Annotated in this window: 17 protein-coding genes; 4 read left to right on the top strand and 13 right to left on the bottom strand. The window is 70.3% G+C overall.

Annotated features, from left to right (window positions below; all coding sequences use genetic code 11):
• The 3 genes from C664_RS19105 to hypA all read right to left on the bottom strand — a co-directional run.
• Nucleotides 1-478: Kae1-like domain-containing protein (locus C664_RS19105; protein ID WP_443080708.1), on the bottom strand; the 478-nt coding region annotated here is incomplete at its 3' end.
• Between the two features lie 80 nt (nt 479-558).
• On the bottom strand, nt 559-1,518 hold the full coding sequence (gene hypB / locus C664_RS19100; protein ID WP_038012505.1) for a hydrogenase nickel incorporation protein HypB: 960 nt from the start codon (nt 1,516-1,518) through the stop codon (nt 559-561).
• Nucleotides 1,519-1,560: 42 nt separating this feature from the next.
• Entirely contained in the window at nt 1,561-1,902 is a 342-nt protein-coding gene (hypA, locus tag C664_RS19095) for a hydrogenase maturation nickel metallochaperone HypA (protein WP_004292678.1), read from the bottom strand.
• Between the two features lie 126 nt (nt 1,903-2,028).
• Between hypA and C664_RS19090 the strand changes: the two genes are divergently transcribed.
• Nucleotides 2,029-3,006, top strand: a complete 978-nt coding sequence (locus tag C664_RS19090; protein WP_038012503.1) for an META domain-containing protein — start codon at nt 2,029-2,031, stop codon at nt 3,004-3,006.
• Between the two features lie 113 nt (nt 3,007-3,119).
• Complete coding sequence (locus C664_RS19085; RefSeq protein ID WP_004292675.1) at nt 3,120-3,788, top strand: Lcl C-terminal domain-containing protein; 669 nt, start codon at nt 3,120-3,122, stop codon at nt 3,786-3,788.
• Nucleotides 3,789-3,801: 13 nt separating this feature from the next.
• Here C664_RS19085 and nusB read toward each other — a convergent pair whose 3' ends face one another.
• From nusB to C664_RS19035, 10 genes are all read right to left on the bottom strand, one after another.
• The gene (gene nusB, locus C664_RS19080; RefSeq protein ID WP_004292673.1) at nt 3,802-4,305 is read right to left on the bottom strand and encodes a transcription antitermination factor NusB; all 504 of its coding nucleotides are present in this window, start codon (nt 4,303-4,305) and stop codon (nt 3,802-3,804) included.
• Nucleotides 4,302-4,805: a 6,7-dimethyl-8-ribityllumazine synthase gene (gene ribH, locus C664_RS19075; RefSeq protein ID WP_004292671.1), complete on the bottom strand. Its 504-nt coding sequence runs from the start codon at nt 4,803-4,805 to the stop codon at nt 4,302-4,304. Before ribH ends, nusB begins: the two co-directional genes overlap by 4 nt.
• A 19-nt stretch (nt 4,806-4,824) precedes the next feature.
• Nucleotides 4,825-5,913 (bottom strand): bifunctional 3,4-dihydroxy-2-butanone-4-phosphate synthase/GTP cyclohydrolase II, encoded by a 1,089-nt coding sequence (gene ribBA, locus C664_RS19070; RefSeq protein ID WP_038012508.1) that lies wholly within the window; start codon nt 5,911-5,913, stop codon nt 4,825-4,827.
• A 41-nt stretch (nt 5,914-5,954) separates the two neighbouring features.
• Nucleotides 5,955-6,563 carry a riboflavin synthase gene (locus C664_RS19065; protein WP_004292667.1) on the bottom strand — a complete coding sequence of 203 codons (609 nt, stop codon included), beginning with the start codon at nt 6,561-6,563 and terminating at the stop codon, nt 5,955-5,957.
• 58 nt (nt 6,564-6,621) lie between these two features.
• On the bottom strand, nt 6,622-8,460 hold the full coding sequence (dsbD, locus tag C664_RS19060) for a protein-disulfide reductase DsbD (protein WP_004292665.1): 1,839 nt from the start codon (nt 8,458-8,460) through the stop codon (nt 6,622-6,624).
• 33 nt (nt 8,461-8,493) lie between these two features.
• Nucleotides 8,494-8,820 (bottom strand): divalent-cation tolerance protein CutA, encoded by a 327-nt coding sequence (gene cutA, locus C664_RS19055; protein ID WP_004292664.1) that lies wholly within the window; start codon nt 8,818-8,820, stop codon nt 8,494-8,496.
• Between the two features lie 105 nt (nt 8,821-8,925).
• Nucleotides 8,926-9,537, bottom strand: coding sequence for a glutathione S-transferase (locus C664_RS19050; RefSeq protein ID WP_004292662.1), 612 nt, complete (start codon nt 9,535-9,537; stop codon nt 8,926-8,928).
• Between the two features lie 161 nt (nt 9,538-9,698).
• On the bottom strand, nt 9,699-10,364 hold the full coding sequence (locus C664_RS19045; protein WP_004292660.1) for an alpha/beta hydrolase: 666 nt from the start codon (nt 10,362-10,364) through the stop codon (nt 9,699-9,701).
• On the bottom strand, nt 10,361-10,684 hold the full coding sequence (locus tag C664_RS19040; RefSeq protein WP_004292657.1) for a (2Fe-2S) ferredoxin domain-containing protein: 324 nt from the start codon (nt 10,682-10,684) through the stop codon (nt 10,361-10,363). The genes C664_RS19045 and C664_RS19040 overlap by 4 nt, the downstream gene beginning before the upstream one ends.
• 62 nt (nt 10,685-10,746) lie before the next feature.
• On the bottom strand, nt 10,747-11,847 hold the full coding sequence (locus C664_RS19035) for a VanZ family protein (protein WP_004292654.1): 1,101 nt from the start codon (nt 11,845-11,847) through the stop codon (nt 10,747-10,749).
• Nucleotides 11,848-12,142: 295 nt separating this feature from the next.
• Between C664_RS19035 and C664_RS19030 the strand changes: the two genes are divergently transcribed.
• Nucleotides 12,143-15,619, top strand: coding sequence for a transglutaminase family protein (locus tag C664_RS19030; protein ID WP_004292653.1), 3,477 nt, complete (start codon nt 12,143-12,145; stop codon nt 15,617-15,619).
• Between the two features lie 6 nt (nt 15,620-15,625).
• On the top strand, nt 15,626-17,403 hold a 1,778-nt coding region (locus C664_RS19025), incomplete at its 3' end, for a circularly permuted type 2 ATP-grasp protein (protein WP_004292651.1).

The following is a 17,403-nucleotide window of genomic DNA, read 5'->3' as shown; positions in this document are numbered from 1 at the left end:
ACAGGCGCATGAAGCGCGCGCCGGCGACCCAAAGCAGCTCGCCGCCCCAGGCCTCGCCGTCGGTGCCGAGGCCGACGCCGTCGAGCGCGAGGCCGAGCACCGGGCGCGCGTCGAAGCGGCCGTGCTCGGCAAGCACCGCGGCGACGTGGGCGTGGTGGTGCTGCACGCCGATCGCCGGCACTCCCAGCCGCGCCGCGAGCGCGGCGGCGACGCGGGTGGAGTGGAAGTCGGGGTGGAGGTCGTGCGCAACGGCGCGCACCCCGCCGTCCGCCTGCGCGAGCAGGGCTTCGGCGGCCGGCTCGACGCCGCGGCAGGCATCGGCGTTGTCGAGGTCGCCCAGATTGGGGCCGAACCGCGCGCGATCGTGTTCCAGCAGGCAGGCCGCGTGCTTGAACCAGGCGCCGAGGGCGAGGATGGGCAGGGCGTGCCCCGTGCCCGCGAGCCCCCTGGTGAAGCGGATCTCCGGGGCGGCTGCCATCTCGCCGCCACCGGGAGCCGGCGAGGGCGTCACGACCGGGCCGTCGTGGGGCGGCGGCCGGCGCGGTTCGGGCAGGCCGTTCATGCAGGCTGCGCCGAGGCGCGCGCGGCGGCCAGGCCCGCGTCGATCCACGCCAGCCATTCGTCGATGCCTTCGCCGCTGGTGGCCGAGCTGCGGATCACGCGCAGGCGGGGATTGATCCGCAGCGCGTAGTCGATGGCGCGTGCGGTATCGAAGCTGAGATAGGGCAGCAGGTCCACCTTGTTCAGCATTAGCAGGTCGGCGGCGGCGAACATGTCCGGGTACTTCAGCGGCTTGTCCTCGCCTTCGGTGACCGACAGGATCACGACCTTGTGCGCCTCGCCAAGATCGAAGGCCGCCGGGCAGACCAGGTTGCCGACGTTCTCGATCAGCAGCAGGCTGCCGTCGGCGAGTGCCATGCGCGGCAGCGCGCGCGCCACCATGTCGGCATCGAGGTGGCAGCCCTTGCCGGTGTTGATCTGCAGCGCGGGTACGCCGGTGGCGCGGATGCGCTCGGCGTCGAACTCGGTCTGCTGGTCGCCCTCGATCACCGCGGCCGGCACGCGTCCGCCCAGCGCCTGCAGGGTGCGCACCAGCAGGGAGGTCTTGCCCGAGCCGGGGCTGGAGACGAGGTTGAGCGCGAAGATGCCGCGTGCACGCAGCCAGGCCCGGTTCCCGGCGGCGCGGGTGTCGTTCTTGCCGAGGATGTCGCGCTCGATCTTCAGCATCTGGCCCTGGCTCAAGCCAGGCGCATGCGCTCGCGCGGGGCCCGTGCCGAAGTCAAGGCGCTGAGGGTGGGGCGGGGCGCGTGTTTCGCGTGCGGCCGCGTCCTGCGTCGCATTCGTGGCGGCTGCGTCCCCGTGAAGAGGGGTGGTCGACCCGGTGATGACAGTGGGGCTGGCGAGGGGGCGCCACGCCCGCGTCGTCCCCGGGGTCGGCCGCGCGCGTGCTGGCGGTTTGCCGCCCCCGAATGCGCCGATTCGTGTTTCCCCTGTTCCGCAACCGCACACCGTACACATTGCAGGGTTTCCTCTGGTTTGGTGCGCCGGGCACGGCTTCGCTCAGGCCACATCCAGTGCCTTGACGCGCAGTTCCTCGCCCGCCGTGACCTTGAGCTGATAGTCGCCGCAATGGGGGCACGCATCGTAGCGTCCGCGCATCGGTACCGTCTTCGCACAGACCGGACACCAGCCGGCACCGGCAACCCGCTCCACCACGACTGCCGCGCCCGCGGCCGGCGTGTCCTGCAGCACCACGTCGAGGCAGAAGCGCAGCGCATCGACTTCGACCGCCGCAAGCTCACCGATCTCGAGGATCACGCGGCGGACCCTGGTGAAGCCGTTCGCTTCCGCCGCGTCCTCGATGATGCTGCGCACGCTTTCGGCCAGGGACATTTCATGCATGGGACTTTTCCTCGCAAGCCGAGCTTACCGCGACCCGCGGGCAGGTGTAAGCGTTGTCTGCGACAGGGAAGCCGGGTACGCGAAGCGGATAGAATGCGCGGACACGCTTTCCAGTCCGGATCCCCCATGTCTTCGATCTCTCGTTGCGTCCTGCTGAGCACTGCGGCCCTCGTGCTGGCGGGTTGCTCGATGTTTGGTTCTTCTGCCTCTTCGTCCGAACGGGCCGCGGTGCTCGAGCTCGACCCGCAGCCGCCGGTCAGCTTCCGCTGCGGTGAGCGCACGGCGAGCCTGCGCCATTTCGGCGAACTGGCGACGCTGAGCGTGGAGGGCCGCAACTGGACGTTGCGTCCCGAGCGCAGCGCCTCGGGCATGCGGATGGTGTCGGTGGATGAAGACGACACCGAGATCTGGGTGAAGGGCAACGCGGCGCGCCTGCGCTTGAACGGCGCGGATCTGCCCGAGTGCCGGATCGAAGGCGCGAAACCGCAGTTCCGCGCGGTTGGCAACGAGCCGGCCTGGCGGCTGGACATCGGGGCGCAAGGCATGGAGTTGCTCACCGAGGGGGGCGATCTGCGCGCGTTCGCACCGGGGCCGCTGGTCATCGACACGCCGGGACAGCGCAGCTATCAGGGCATGACGGCCGGCGGCGAGATGTCGGTGACGGTGTTCGATCGCCTCTGCGCCGATACCATGACCGGCTTGCCGCACCCGAAAACGGTCGAGGTGCGCTGGCAGGCGCGCGTGCTGACGGGCTGCGGCGGCGACCCGGCCGAGCTGATTCAGGGCGAACCGTGGCAGGTGCTCGAAGTGGATGGCCGCCGGGTGGATGACCCGACGCGCCTCACGCTGAGCTTCTCGGACGATGGCCGTGTCGCTGGCATTGCAGCCTGCAACCGGTATGCGGGTCGCTACGCACTGACGGGTGAGGGCTTGCGTCTTTCGCAGCTGGCCGCGACGCGGATGGCTTGCGAACCCGGCTTGATGGAGGAAGAGCAGCGTTTCCTGTCCGCCGCCGACCGGATCAGGGGGTTCGCCCTCACCCGCGAGGGCAGCCTCGAACTGCGGGACGGTACACGCGTCGTGATGCGCGCACGGCGCAACTGATCCGCACCGGCTGCGAGCCCGCCCCACCCGCGACGATTCCGCGTACGATCGCCTGCCCGGCGCCCAGCGCCCAATCCGATGCCGTTCCGTAGCCGGCGGCCGATGGAGAAACGATGCCGATTCTTCCGCCTTCCCGCTTCCTCACCCTGATCGCGGCCCTGGCTGCGAGCCTGCTCGCCGCGTGTGGTTCCGATGCGCCGCCAACGGCTGCGGCCGTCTCAGCCGAGGCACTCGCCGTAGCCCAGGCGGCACACCAGCAGGCCTTGCAGAAGGTGGACGAGCGGGAACAGGGTTTCACGGCGGGTTTCGAGCTGCGCGACGACGGCACAGCGGTCGATATCGCCTCCGGGCTGATGTGGATGCGCTGCGCGGTGGGCCAGGCCTGGCACACGGGCGTGTGCGTCGGCGAGCCAAAGCTGTCGAGCTGGGATCAGGCGCAGAAGGCAGGCGAGGACATGGTCTTTGCCGGTCATGCCGACTGGCGCGTGCCGACGCGCGACGAACTGGCGGGGCTGATCTACTGCAGTTCGGGCGTGCGCCGGGCGCCGGAGCGCGAAGGGGTGCCGGGCAGCTGCGAAGGGGGGTATCGCATGCCCACGCTGCTCGTCACGGTGTTCCCGAATTCGCCCGCGCACAAGTTCTGGTCGGCGACGCCGGACGAGCGCTACCGCTTTGCCGCCTGGGGCGTGTCCTTCTACAACGGCGCCACCGGCATCGGTCCGCACACCGACTACGTCAATGTACGGCTGGTGCGCGGCAGCGCCGCGGCGGCGCGTAACTAGGCAGGCTTGCGGCTCAGCCGCGCGCTGCGCGTGCCGCGGCGACTTCCTCGGGCCGCAGGCGGGCGGCGAGCTTGTCGAGCACGCCGTTGACGAACTTGTGACCGTCGGTGCCGCCGTAGCCCTTGGCCAGCTCGATGGCCTCGTTGATCACCACGCGGTAGGGCGTGTCGATATTGTGGCGCAGCTCGAGCGTGCCGAGCAGCAGGATCGCGTGCTCGATCGGCGACAGTTCGGCCAGCGGACGCGACAGCAACGGCTCGAAGCAGCCGCGCAGTTCGTCGGCGCTGCCGATGGCGCCGCGCAGCAGGCTGACGAAGAGCTCGCGGTCGGTCTTGTCGAGGTTCTCGCTTTCCGACTCGAGGTGGCGCTGCACCGTGGCCATCGTGTTGCCCGACAGCAGCCACTGGTAGACGCCCTGCAGCGCGAGCTCGCGCGCGCGGCGGCGGGCCATCTTGCTCGTCGGGTTGGGGGCGCCGGCGCCTTCGGGCGCCGGGCTGGTGTTGTCCATGTCGCTCATCGCACCACCTTCAGCAGGTTGGCCATTTCCACCACGGCGCGGGCGCAGTCGGCGCCCTTCTCGCGCATGCGCGCGATCGCCTGGTCGTCATCTTCGGTCGTCAGCACGCCGTTGGCGATCGGCAGGCCGGTGTCGAGGCCGACGCGGGTGACGCCCGCGCCCATTTCGTTCGAGACGAGCTCGAAGTGGTAGGTCTCGCCGCGGACCACCGCGCCGAGCGCCACCAGCGCATCGTAGTTTCCGCTCCTGGCCATGGTCTGCAGCACCAGCGGGATCTCGAGCGCGCCGGGTACGGTGACGATGCGGATGTCGCCGCGTGCCACGCCAAGCTGCAGCAGCTCGTCGGTGCAGGCCGACAGCAGGCCTTCGCAGATGTCGAGGTTGAAGCGCGCCATGACGATGCCGACGCGCACGCCGGCGCCATCGAAGTTGGGGTCGATCTCTTCGATACCGTCGTAGCGGGCGCCCTGGCGGGCGTTTTCGGGTTGGTTGCGTTGCATGCGGTTCTCTGTGATTCGGTCAGTTCTTGTCGACGAAGCCGGTGATTTCCAGCCCGAAGCCGGCCATGCTCGGGATCTTGCGCGGGCTGGCGAGCAGGCGCATCTTGCCGACGTTCAGCGCGCGCAGGATCTGGGCGCCGACGCCGAACAGGCGCGCGTCCCATTTCACCGGGCGGTCCTGGGTGCCGTTGAGGTTCGCGAGCAGCTCGCGGCCCGACATCGGGCGGTAGAGCAGCACGATCACGCCGGCTTCCGCCGCCGCGAGGGTCGCCAGCGAGTCGTTGACCGGGAAGCTGTGGCGGCCGCTCGCCGGGTCGAGGAAGTCGACCACCGAGATCGGCTCGTGCACCCGCACCAGGGTCTCGCGCTCGGGTGCGATGTCGCCGCGCGACAGGGCGAAATGGACGTCGCCCGAGGTCTTGTCCTCGAAGGCCGACAGCGTGAAGCGGCCGTGGGCGGTGTCGACGTCCTTTTCGCTGACCTTCTCGACCAGATGCTCGGTGGCCGCGCGGTATTCGATCAGGTCGCGGATGGCGCCGATCTTGAGGCCGTGCGCCTTGCCGAACTCGACGAGATCGGGCAGGCGGGCCATGGTGCCGTCGTCCTTGAGGATCTCGCAGATCACCGACGCGGGCTCCAGCCCGGCGAGCTGGGCGAGGTCGCAGCCGGCTTCGGTGTGACCGGCGCGGATCAGCACGCCGCCCTTCTGCGCGGTGAGCGGGAAGATGTGGCCGGGGGTGACGATGTCCTCGGGCCTGGCGTGGCGGCCGACCGCGACCTGCACGGTGCGCGCGCGATCGTGCGCCGAGATGCCGGTGGTGACGCCGGTGGCGGCCTCGATCGAGACGGTGAATGCGGTGCCGTGCGGGGTGCGGTTGTCACGCACCATCTGCTGCAGGCCGAGCTGGCGGCAGCGCTCGTCGGTGAGCGTCAGGCAGATCAGGCCGCGGCCGTGCTTGGCCATGAAATTGATCGCCTCGGGGGTGACGAACTCGGCCGCCATCACGAGGTCGCCCTCGTTCTCGCGGTCCTCTTCGTCCACCAGGATGACCATCTTGCCGGCCTTGATGTCGGCGATGATCTCGGTAATCGGCGCCAGTGCGCTCATGCTGTGTCCTTTTTCGGTGTACTTGCGACGCATCGGAGGCCTTACTGCGCCGCGTCGTCGCTCTTCCATTCGAGCATGCGCTCGACGTAGCGGGCGATGAGGTCGATCTCGAGATTGACCGTGCTGCCGGCCTGCAGGTGCTTGAGGTTGGTCATCGCCACGGTGTGCGGGATCAGGTTGATCCAGAAGTCGCGGCCCTCGACGCGGTTCACCGTGAGGCTCACGCCATTGACGGTGATCGAGCCCTTCTTCGCGATGTAGCCGGCGATCGCCGCCGGGGCGCGGATCATCAGTTCGTGGCTTTCACCGATGGGCGCGAACTTCAGCACCTCGCCCACGCCGTCGACGTGGCCGGTGACCAGGTGGCCGCCCAGGCGGTCGGCCAGGCGCAGCGCCTTCTCCAGGTTCACCTCGTTGCCCACCGCGTCCAGGCCCACCGTGCAGTTCAGCGTCTCGCGCGAGACGTCGTACTTGAGCCTGGGGCCGTGCATCTCGATCACGGTCAGGCACACGCCGCTGTGTGCGACGCTGTCGCCGATGATGACGTCGGACAGGTCCAGGCCGTTGGTGTCGACGGTGATGCGGATGCCGTCCGCGAGCGGCTCGATGTGTTCGATGCGGCCAATGGCCGCGACGATGCCTGAAAACATGAAGGGTTTGAACCGTAAGGGGAAAGGCCGGATTGTAGGGGAAAAACCCCGCCCTCGCTCAGAGCGCCCGATCCAGCACGGTCGCGAACGGTTCCGCCTTCATGAAACCGACGACCCGCATCCCCGCGCGCTCCTCGCCCTCGGCGTCGAAGAAGATGATGCCCGGCGGACCGAACAGGCCGAAGCGCTTGAGCAGCGCCTTGTGCTCGTCGTTGTTGGCGGTGACGTCGGCCTTCAGCAGCAGCATGCGGCCCATGCGCTCGGCCACGCGCGCGTCGCTGAAGGTGAAGCGCTCCATCTCCTTGCACGACACGCACCAGTCGGCATAGAAGTCGAGCATCACCGGGCGGTCGGTGGCGGCCAGGCGGGCGTCGAGCTCGGCGATGGAGCTCACCTTCTCGAACTGCGGCACATTGACCGGGGCGGCGGCCTGGGCGCGCAGGATCGACAGCGGCTGCAGCGGGTCGCGGGAGCCGGCGAGCGCACCGACCAGGATCGCCGCGCCCGACAGCAGCAGCACGACCCCGACACCCTTCCAGAAGCGCTGCCAGCCCTTGGCGTTGTGCGGCAGCGGATCGATCGCGTGCAGGAAGATCGCGGAGAACAGCAGCAGCGCCGCCCAGCCCAGCATCATCGCCAGCGGCGGGATCACCGGGGTGATCATCCACAGCGCCACGGCCAGCAGCATCACGCCGAAGGCCTTCTTGACGCCTTCCATCCACGGCCCGACCTTGGGCAGCAGGCTGCGCGAGGCCACGCCCACCGCCAGCAGCGGCGCGCCCATGCCCAGCGCCATCACGAACAGCGCCCAGCCGCCCAGCACCGCATCGCCGGTCTGGGCGATGTAGAGCAGGGCGCCGGCCAGCGGCGCAGCCACGCAGGGGCCGACGATCAGCGCCGACAGCACGCCCATCACGGTCACGCCTCCCAGGCTGCCGCCCTTCTTGTGGCTGGCGGTGTCGGCCAGCTTGCTCTGCAGGGACGACGGCAGCTGCAGCTCGTAGAAGCCGAACATCGACAGCGACAGCAGCACGAAGAGCAGCGCGAACACCGACAGCACCCATACGTTCTGTAGGGCGGCGGTCAGCATCGTGCCCGACAGCCCGGCGGCAACCCCGGCCAGTGCGTAGGTGACGGCCATCCCCAGCACGTAGGCGAGCGACAGCACGAAGGCGCGCATGTGCGAGACGGCGTGTCCCTGGCCGACGATGATGCCCGACAGGATCGGGATCATCGGGAAGGTGCAGGGCGTGAAGGCCAGCAGCAGGCCGAAGCCGAAGAAGCTCAGCAGGATCAGCGGCACGCTGGCGCCCGACAGCAGGCGCGCGATGTCGCCCGTCTCGTCGCTGGAGACGGCGCTGCCCGCTTGAGCGCCTGCAGCGGAAGCCGCCGGGGCCGCCGGCGCCGAAGCCGATGAACCGAAGCCGCCGCTCAGCACGCTGTCGAGGAAGCCGCCGCCCGCCTTCTTCGGCGGCGCGCTGAGGTCGATCGCTGCCGTCTGCGCCGTGGGCGGATAGCAGATGCCGCCATCCCAGCAGCCCTGGCTGGTGGCGATCAGCCCGAAGCGCGTCACGCCTTGGGGCGCCTGCACCGGCAGCAGGATGCGCAGCTCGCCGCGGTGGGTTTCCACCTCGCCGAAGAACTCATCCTTGTGCGTCTTGCCGGCCGGTTTCTCCGCCGGACCGAAAGTGACCTCGGCGGGCTCGGCCTCGAAGCGGAACTTGTCGCCGTACAGGTAATAGCCCTTGGCTACCTCGAAGACGACTTCGACCGTCTGCGCATCCAGCGCCTGGGCGCGCAGTACGAAGGCCTTTTCGGGTTCGATCGGGTCGGCGTGGGACAGGCCCGGCAGCAGCAGGCTGGCGAGCAGTGAAAGCAGGATCAGCAGGCGGTGCATCGTGTTCTTTGTTGGGGAAGTGAAGGGCGGGGCTCAGGCATCCGTGGCGACTTCGCGCGCAACCCAGTCGAGATAAGCGGGCAGGCCCAGCACCACAGGGACCGCAACGATCTCGGGAAGTTCGTAGGGGTGGCGGGCGCGGATCGCGGCTTCGAGCGCGGGGTAGCGCCCGGCGGTGGTCTTGATCAGCAGCGGCACCTCGGTCGCGGTCTCGACCGCGCCCTGCCAGCGATAGACCGAAGTGCAGGGCGCGAGGACGTTCACGCAGGCGGCGAGCCGCGCCTCGATGAGCGCAGCGGCCATCGCGTCCGCGCTGTCGCGGTCGGGCAGGTTGGTCAGGACAAGCAGCGTATCGGCCATGGCGGTCTCCGAGTGGCAGACCGCGATTGTCCCAGAGTCGCCGGCCGTTTGACCTGCTCCGCATCAATTGGCCGACGCGCGCGGCGCCGGCCGACACGGCCGGCCTCAGCCAGCCGGCGGCGTGGTGTCGACGAAGCTCGGGCGTGCCAGCAGGCGGGCGGCATAGGCGGCCAGTACCGGGTGGCTGGCGCGCCAGTCGAGCGTGGGGAAGCGCAGGTCGAGGTAGCCCAGCGCGCAGCCGGCGGCAACGTCGCCGATCTGCAGCGCAGCCCCGTCGAAGCCGCGCTGGCGGCTGACCCGCGCCCCGAGTTCGACCAGTCCGCGTTCGATCTTGTGGTGCTGGCGCTCGATCTCGCGTGCGCTGCGCTCGCCGTCCGGGCGGCGCGACTCCAGCAAGGCAGCCACCGCGGCGTCGGTGATGCCGTCGGCCAGCGCTTCGGCCTGACGGGCGCGCACGCGCGCCAGCGGATCGGCCGGCAACAGCGCGGGCGCGACGCCGAGGGTCTCGAGATAGCCGACGATGACCGGCGAATCGAAGAAGGTCTCGCCATCGTCCGCGACCAGCACCGGCACCTTGCCCAGCGGATTGAGCGTCGGCACGCGGGTGTTGGCTTCCCACGGGGAGTCGACGACGAGTTCGAACGGCAAGTTCTTTTCCGCAAGCACGACGCGGATCTTGCGCGCGTAGGGGCTGGTGAGCGAGGCGAGCAGTTTCATGGGGCGAGTCTCCTTGGACGGGGTGGTCGCGCGGCGTGAGCCCATCGCCGCCGGGCGCACGGCTATTGTTGCAGAGCGGCGGGGGGATGTGTCTTTGCGCGCCGGAGGCGGGCGAGGCGCTCGTCGCGCGCGAGCCCCGCCTCGGGTCCTGAGCGCCGCGTTCAGCCGGCGTCGGCGCGGCTGACGTTGCGCGCGATCACGTCGCGGATCACGTGCAGCTTGCCGTGGAAGAAGTGGTCGGCGCCGGGCACCACGGTGACGGGCAGCTCCTGCGGCCGCGCCCAGTCGAGCACGTTGGCCAGCGCCACGGTCTCGTCGTTCTCGCCGTGGATGACCAGGGTCGGGATGTTGGCCGGCGCCGTCGGCGTTTCGTAGCGGCGCCCGCTGCCGGCGGTCTCGCCGGCCGCCATGCCCACCAGGATCAGCTGGCGCGGCGGCGCGATGCCGTCGGCGAGGCGGTTGGCGACGCGCGTCAGCACGTAGCTGCCGAAGGAGAAGCCGCCCAGCGCCAGCGGCAGGCTGCCCCAGCGCGATTGCGCCCAGCTCAGCACCGACAGCATGTCCTCGGTCTCGCCGACGCCTTCGTCGTGCGTGCCGTCGCTCTGGCCTACGCCGCGGAAGTTCGGCCGGATCGCGGCGAAGCCCAGGTCGCGGAAACTGCGCGCGAGCGTGTGCGCCACCTTGTTGGTGTTGGCGCCGCCGAACAGCGGGTGCGGATGGCAGACCAGGGCGATGCCGCGGACCGTCTCCGGGGCGTCGATCAGCACCTCGATCTGGCCTTCGGGGCCGCGCAGCAGGGCGGATTCGGTGGGCAGCGGGCGGCTCATGCAGCGTCCTCCGGCAGGCGCAGGCGCTCGACGACGCGGCCATGCACCAGATGGTTGTCGATGATGTCGTCGATGTCTTCCTTGTCGACGTAGGTGTACCAGACGTTGTCCGGGTAGACGACCAGCACCGGACCTTCGTCGCAGCGGCCCAGGCAGCCGGCCTTGTTCACCCGCACGCTGCCCTTGCCCTTCAGGCCGAGCGCGGCGGTGCGCTCCTTGGCGTAGGTCTGAAGTTCGCTGGCCTGGTGGTCGTTGCAACAGGTTTCGCCGGCGGCGCGCTGGTTGCAGCAGAAGAAGACGTGGTGTTTGAAGTAGCTCATGGGGTCTCGGTGTCTCGCAGCGGTTCGGGTGCGCCGCGCGGCGCACCGGGAGGTGGAGCGGATTATAGGCCGCGGCGGGCCGGCCCCGCCCGGGCGGTCAGGTGTTCGCCCCGCCACAGGCCGAGCGCCGACAGGTAGGCCAGCGCGACGAAGGGCCACAGGCTGTCGACGAGTTCGGTCAGGCCGTGGAAGTTGAGGATGTTGCTGTACTGGGCCAGGCGCTGGTTGTAGGCCAGGTAGGGATTCTCAGGCATCAGGTTGACCAGGGCCGTCGCCACCAGCAGCGCGGTGCCCGCCAGCGCGTGCTGCAGCAGGCGTGGCAGCAGCAGCGTCAGCGTGAGCAGGGCGCCGCCGATCACCAGGCCGCGTTCGGCACCCGGCGTGAGCCAGGCCAGCGGCGCGCCGGGTTCGAAGAAGGTGGCGGTCGCCAGCGACTTGGCGCCGATGCCCAGCGCCAGCAACAGCACGATCGGCAGCGGATTGCGCCCGCGCATCATGCAGCGCGCGAACAGGCCGACGGCGAGGATCGAGGCTGCGGTGAGCGCGGCGTCGAAAGCGATGAAGCGTTCGGGCTGGAAGGCCAATGGGGCGGCGATGCCCAGCAGGCTGCGCAGGTCGCCGCTGGAAAACAGCAGGTCGGTGGCGCTGAGCTGGCCGAGCAGCCACAGCCCGAGCAGGATCAGCCCGGCCTCGCCAGTGCGCCCGCCGATGACCCATTCGGCTCGCCAGCGGTGAAAGAAGCCTCGCGCGCCGAACCAGGCCTGTCCCCAGCGCACGCCCAGCAGCGCGCCGAGCAGGCCGCCGAGGATGTTGCCGCCCAGGTCGAGGTTGCTGGCGATGCGGCTCGGCAGCAGGTTCTGTGCGGTCTCGAGCCCCAGGCTGAGCAGGCCCGCGAGCAGGGTGGCCAGCGCGATGCCGCGCCACGCGGGCCATGTGGCCGGCATCGCCGCGGCGGCGAGGAAGCCGAAGGGCAGGTAGCCGAGGATGTTGAACACGAAGTCCTCGAGGATGAAGTACTTCGGCCAGGGCGCGATCAGGTAGTCGAACAGCGGCAGTCCGCTCGCCTGCCAGCCGGTCAGCGGATGCAGGCAGGCGTAGGCGATCAGCAGCGCGTAGGCGAGGGCGAGGGTGCGTGGCAGCGAGGCGGGTGCGATTCGGGTCATCGGGGTGGAGCGCCGGCGGGCGGCGCCGGCAGGGGGCGCGAAGCGGTCCCGTCCTGGGGCCGGGCCAGTGTCCTTCTCTGAGGCCCCCCCGATTCTGCCAGTTCCCGCGGCGGCATTCCTTGATGCGGGTGGCGCGGGCCCGCACCGGGCTGGTGCGCGATGCGCCGTGGAGGTGCATGTGCGCGGGCGAGGCGTCGGCCCTGGCGGACCTCCGCAGGCGCCGGGGCGCATCGTCGTCCGCGCACGCTTCTTGCTGTTCGGTTGGCATTGCCCATCTGCGCATCGCGAGGCCTTCGTGTCCATCCACGTCAAGCTGAACCACGTCACTCATTACCGCTACGACCGCCCGGTCAGCCTGTCGCCGCAGGTCGTGCGTCTGCGTCCGGCGCCGCACTGCCGCACGCCGATCCATGCCTATTCGCTGAAGGTCGAGCCCGCCGGGCATTTCATCAACTGGCAGCAGGACCCGCAGTCGAACTACCTCGCGCGCCTGGTCTTTCCCGAGAAGACCACCGAACTGCGCATCGAGGTGGATCTGGTGGCCGAGATGTCGGTCATCAATCCTTTCGACTTCTTCCTCGAGCCGGCGGCGGAGAAGATCCCCTTCGCCTACGACGAGGGCCTGAGCGTCGAGCTGGCGCCCTACCGCCTGAAGGCGCCGGCTGCCGCGCTGGGGCCGAAGTTCCTCGACTACCTCGAAGCCATCCCGCGCGAGCCGAAGGCCAGCGTCGATTTCCTCGTCGCGCTCAACCAGCGCCTGCAGCAGGACATCCGCTACCTGGTGCGGCTCGAGCCCGGCGTGCAGACGCCCGAAGAGACGCTGACGCTGGCGAGCGGCTCCTGCCGCGACTCGGCCTGGCTGCTGGTGCAGCTGCTGCGCCACCTCGGGCTGGCGGCGCGCTTCGTATCCGGCTACCTGATCCAGCTCACGCCCGACGTGAAGTCGCTCGACGGCCCTTCCGGCACCGAGGCGGACTTCACCGACCTGCACGCCTGGTGCGAGGTCTACCTGCCCGGTGCAGGCTGGGTCGGCCTCGACCCGACCTCGGGCCTCTTTGCCGGCGAGGGCCACATCCCGGTGGCGTGCACGCCCGAGCCCTCGTCCGCGGCGCCGATCACCGGCTTCTCGGATGAGTGCGAGTGCGCGTTCGAGCACCGCATGAAGGTCGAGCGCGTGTGGGAGGCGCCGCGCGTCACCAAGCCCTACACCGATGAACAGTGGGCGGCGATCGAGGCGCTGGGCCACCGCATCGACGGCGACCTGACGGCCAGGGACGTACGCCTCACTCAAGGCGGCGAGCCGACCTTCGTGTCGCTCGACGACCGCGACGGTGCGGCCTGGAACAGCGACGCGCTCGACCCGCAGAACCGGGATGCCAGCAAGCCGAGCAAGCGCACGCTGGCCGAGAACCTGATGTTCCGCCTCAAGGAGCACTACGCGCCGCAGGGCCTGCTGCATTTCGGCCAGGGCAAGTGGTACCCGGGCGAGCAGCTGCCGCGCTGGTCGCTGAACTGCTACTGGCGCCGTGACGGCGAACCCATCTGGCGCGATCCGGACCTGTTCGCGCGCGAACTCTCCGCCACCGCGGTGGACGAGGCGATGGCGGCGCGCTTCCTCGTCCGCGTCGGCGAGCGCCTGGGCGTGGAGGCGCAGTGGATGATGCCGGCCTTCGAGGACGCCTGGTACTACCTGTGGCGCGAGCGTCGGCTGCCGGCCAACGTCGATCCGCACGACTCGCGCGTCGACGATCCGCTCGAGCGCGCGCGCCTGACCAAGGTCTTCGACCGGGGCCTGAAGCAGGTCATCGGCCATGTGCTGCCGATCGTGCGCAATCACGGCGGTGCCGGCCGCTGGCAGAGCGGTCCGTGGTTCCTGCGTGCCGAACGCCTGTACCTGATCCCGGGCGATTCGCCGATCGGCTACCGCCTGCCGCTGGATTCGCAGCCCTGGGTGGGCAAGGGCGATTTCCCGTGGATCCATGCCGCCGACCCCAACCAGGCCTTCCCCGCGCTGCCGGCGCATGCCGAACTGCGCCAGCAGCTGCGGCCGACAGGGGCGACCGTCGGCGCCGACAGCGGGCTTGGCTATACCGCCCACGGTGGCGGCTGGACGCCCGGTCGCGCCGCGCATGCCGGTTTCCATGGCACGCAGGGCGAGGCCGCCATGCCGCTTACCGGCGCCGCCGAGGCCGCGCTGGCGAGCCGCGACGAAGCTGTGGACCCGGCACGCCGCCCGGCGCCCTTCGAGTCGGCGGCCTGGATCACCCGCAGCGCGCTGTGCGCCGAACCGCGCGGCGGCCTGCTCCATCTCTTCATGCCGCCGACGGTGGCGCTGGAGGATTACCTCGAGATCGTCACCGCCATCGAGGACACGGCCGCCGAATTCAAGCTGCCGGTGGTGCTCGAAGGCTACGAGCCGCCGTCCGATCCGCGCCTGCAGCACTTCCGCATCACGCCGGACCCGGGCGTGATCGAGGTCAACATCCACCCCGCGGGCAGCTGGGACGAACTCGTCGAACGCACCACCACGCTGTACGAGGAAGCCCACCAGTCGCGGCTGTCGACCGAGAAGTTCATGCTCGACGGCCGCCACACCGGCACCGGTGGCGGCAACCATTTCGTGCTCGGCGGCGCCACGCCGGCCGACTCGCCCTTCCTGCGCCGGCCCGACCTGCTGCGCAGCCTGGTGAGCTACTGGCACAACCACCCCAGCCTGTCCTACCTGTTCTCCGGGCTGTTCATCGGGCCGACCTCGCAGGCGCCGCGGGTGGACGAGGCGCGCCACGACTCGGTGCACGAGCTGGAGGTCGCCTTCCAGCAGTTCCCCGAGATCGGCAAGGCAGTGCCGCCCTGGCTCATCGACCGCCTGCTGCGCAACCTGCTGATCGACGCCAGCGGCAACACCCACCGTTCGGAGTTCTGCATCGACAAGCTCTACAGCCCGGACAGCGCCACCGGCCGGCTCGGCCTGCTGGAGCTGCGCGCCTTCGAGATGCCGCCGCATGCGCGCATGAGCCTCGCCCAGCAACTGCTGCTGCGTGGGCTGATCGCGCGCTTCTGGCAGCAGCCCTACGCCCCCGGCCGCCTGCGGCGCTGGGGCACCGAGCTGCACGACCGCTTCCTGCTGCCGCACTGGGTGGCGGAGGACTTCCGCGACGTCGTCACCGAGTTACGCGAATTCGGCTACCCGCTCGAGTTCGACTGGTTCGCACCGCACTTCGAGTTCCGCTTCCCGAAGTACGGCGAGTTCGCGGCGCGCGGCGTGCGCGTCGAGCTGCGCATGGCGCTCGAGCCCTGGCACGTGATGGGCGAGGAGGGTGCGCCCGGCGGCACGGTGCGCTATGTCGACTCCTCGGTGGAGCGGCTGCAGGTGAAGGTGTCCGGGCTCAACGACGACCGTCACGTGCTGAGCTGCAACGGCCGCGCCGTGCCGCTGCAGCCGACCGGCACGGTGGGCGAGTTCGTCGCCGGCGTGCGCTACCGCGCCTGGCAGCCGCCGTCCTGCCTGCATCCGACCATCGGTGTGCACGCGCCGCTGGTGTTCGATCTGGTCGATGGCTGGATGCAGCGCTCGATGGGCGGCTGCATGTACCACGTGGCGCATCCGGGCGGGCGCAACTACGAGACCTACCCGGTGAATCCCTACGAAGCGGAAGGCCGGCGCCTGGCGCGCTTCACCACCACCGGCCACACGCCGGGCCGGATCGCGCCGGTGGCGGCGGAGCGCAACGCCGACTTCCCGTTCACGCTCGACCTGCGTCGACAGGGCTGACGAAGCATGCAGGTCCAGCCGCACAGCCCGCCCCAACTGCTTGCCGACTACGCTGCACGGCCCGATCGCTACGACGAACTGTGCCAGCGCATCGGCAGCGTGGTGGTGCTGCGACCGCACTGGCGCGACTTCTTCCACGGCCTGGCGGCGATGCCGGCGGCCGAGACCGCGGCGCGGCGTGAGGCCCTGCGCCGGCAGATCCACGAGAACGGCATCACCTACAACGTGTATGCCGATCCGCGCGGCTTCGAGCGGCCCTGGGAGCTCGACCTGCTGCCCTACATCCTGCCGGCGGCGGAATGGGCGCAGATCGAGGCAGCGGTGCTGCAGCGCGCGACGCTGTTCAACCGCATCCTCGCCGACCTCTACGGCGAGCAGAACCTGCTGCAGCAGGGGCTGATTCCGCCGGCGCTGATCTACGGCCACAGCGGGTTCCTGCGTCCGCTGGTGGGGGCCAGGCCGCCGCGTGACCTGTTCCTGCATCTGTATGCGGTGGATCTGGCGCGCTCGCCGGACGGCCGCTGGTGGGTGGTGGCCGACCGCACCCAGGCCCCGTCGGGCGCCGGCTACGCGCTGGAGAACCGCGGCGTGGTGGCGCGTGCGTTGCCCGAGCTGTATCGCGCCGCGGGCGTGCAGCCGCTGGTGCCCTTCTTCGAGACCTTCCGTGACGGACTGGCGGCCCTGGCCCCGGAGGATGGAGGAGAGGAGAAGGGGCCGGGCCGGGCCGGGGACGGCGATGCCCCGCTGATCGTCGTGCTGACGCCCGGTCCGTACAACGAAACCTATTTCGAGCACGCCTTCCTGGCGCGCGAGATGGGCTTCCCGCTGGTCGAGGGGCAGGACCTGACGGTGCGCGACGAGAAGGTCTTCCTGCGCACGCTTGAGGGCCTGCGCCGGGTGCATGTCATCCTGCGCCGCGTCGACGACATCTGGTGCGACCCGCTCGAGCTGCGCGACGACTCGGCGCTGGGGGTGGCCGGCCTGGTGGCGGCGGTGCGCGCCGGCCAGGTCGCGGTGGCCAACGCGCTGGGCAGCGGCATCCTCGAGACTGGCGCGCTGCTGGGCTACCTGCCGCGCCTGGCCGAACACCTGCTCGGCCAGAAGCTGAGGATGCCCTCGGTCGCGACCTGGTGGTGCGGCGAGAAGGCCGCCTGCGACTACACGCTGAAGCACCTGCGGGAGCTGGTGGTGAAGCCGGCCTACCCGACCGTGGGCGCCGGTCCGCTGTTCTGTCGCGACCTGCCGGCGGCGGAACTCGACGCCCTCGCCGCGCGCATTGCCGCACGTCCGTTCGAGTTCGTCGCGCAGGAGATGGTGAACATCTCGCAGGCGCCGGTGCTGGCGATTGAGAACGGACCGGCCGCGGGCTTGGTGGCGCGCAACATCGGCCTGCGGGTGTTCGCGGCGGTCGGGCCCGACGGTTTTCGCGTGATGCCGGGCGGCCTGGTGCGGGTGGCACCCGAGACCGACATGCGCGTGGTGTCGATGCAGCACGGCGGCGGCAGCAAGGATGCGTGGGTGCTCAGTGGCCCGGCGGAAACGGCGCGGCCAAGCCGGCGCCCCGCGGTGCCGGGGCAGATCGCGCTGCGCGAGCGCAGCCTCGCGGCGCCGGGACTGGCCAGCCGTGTGGCGGAGAGCTTCTTCTGGCTCGGCCGCTACAGCGAGCGTGCCGACGGCGCAGCGCGCCTGGGGCGCGAGACGCTGGGCCGCCTCGGCGGGCTGGCCGTGCTCGACCACGTCGGGCCGGCCGCGGGCGAGGCCGCTGCGCAGGCGGATTCGCCCAC

The organism is Thauera sp. 63 (assembly GCF_000310165.2).
GTDB lineage: Bacteria > Pseudomonadota > Gammaproteobacteria > Burkholderiales > Rhodocyclaceae > Thauera > Thauera humireducens.
This window is presented reverse-complemented; position numbering and strand designations above follow the sequence as displayed.

Coding starts and splice junctions, on each gene's coding strand:
- hypB (WP_038012505.1), bottom strand. CDS start 1,518: ATGTGTACGGTGTGCGGTTGCGGAACAGGGGAAACACGAATCGGCGCA.
- hypA (WP_004292678.1), bottom strand. CDS start 1,902: ATGCATGAAATGTCCCTGGCCGAAAGCGTGCGCAGCATCATCGAGGAC.
- C664_RS19090 (WP_038012503.1), top strand. CDS start 2,029: ATGTCTTCGATCTCTCGTTGCGTCCTGCTGAGCACTGCGGCCCTCGTG.
- C664_RS19085 (WP_004292675.1), top strand. CDS start 3,120: ATGCCGATTCTTCCGCCTTCCCGCTTCCTCACCCTGATCGCGGCCCTG.
- nusB (WP_004292673.1), bottom strand. CDS start 4,305: ATGAGCGACATGGACAACACCAGCCCGGCGCCCGAAGGCGCCGGCGCC.
- ribH (WP_004292671.1), bottom strand. CDS start 4,805: ATGCAACGCAACCAACCCGAAAACGCCCGCCAGGGCGCCCGCTACGAC.
- ribBA (WP_038012508.1), bottom strand. CDS start 5,913: ATGAGCGCACTGGCGCCGATTACCGAGATCATCGCCGACATCAAGGCC.
- C664_RS19065 (WP_004292667.1), bottom strand. CDS start 6,563: ATGTTTTCAGGCATCGTCGCGGCCATTGGCCGCATCGAACACATCGAG.
- dsbD (WP_004292665.1), bottom strand. CDS start 8,460: ATGCACCGCCTGCTGATCCTGCTTTCACTGCTCGCCAGCCTGCTGCTG.
- cutA (WP_004292664.1), bottom strand. CDS start 8,820: ATGGCCGATACGCTGCTTGTCCTGACCAACCTGCCCGACCGCGACAGC.
- C664_RS19050 (WP_004292662.1), bottom strand. CDS start 9,537: ATGAAACTGCTCGCCTCGCTCACCAGCCCCTACGCGCGCAAGATCCGC.
- C664_RS19045 (WP_004292660.1), bottom strand. CDS start 10,364: ATGAGCCGCCCGCTGCCCACCGAATCCGCCCTGCTGCGCGGCCCCGAA.
- C664_RS19040 (WP_004292657.1), bottom strand. CDS start 10,684: ATGAGCTACTTCAAACACCACGTCTTCTTCTGCTGCAACCAGCGCGCC.
- C664_RS19035 (WP_004292654.1), bottom strand. CDS start 11,847: ATGACCCGAATCGCACCCGCCTCGCTGCCACGCACCCTCGCCCTCGCC.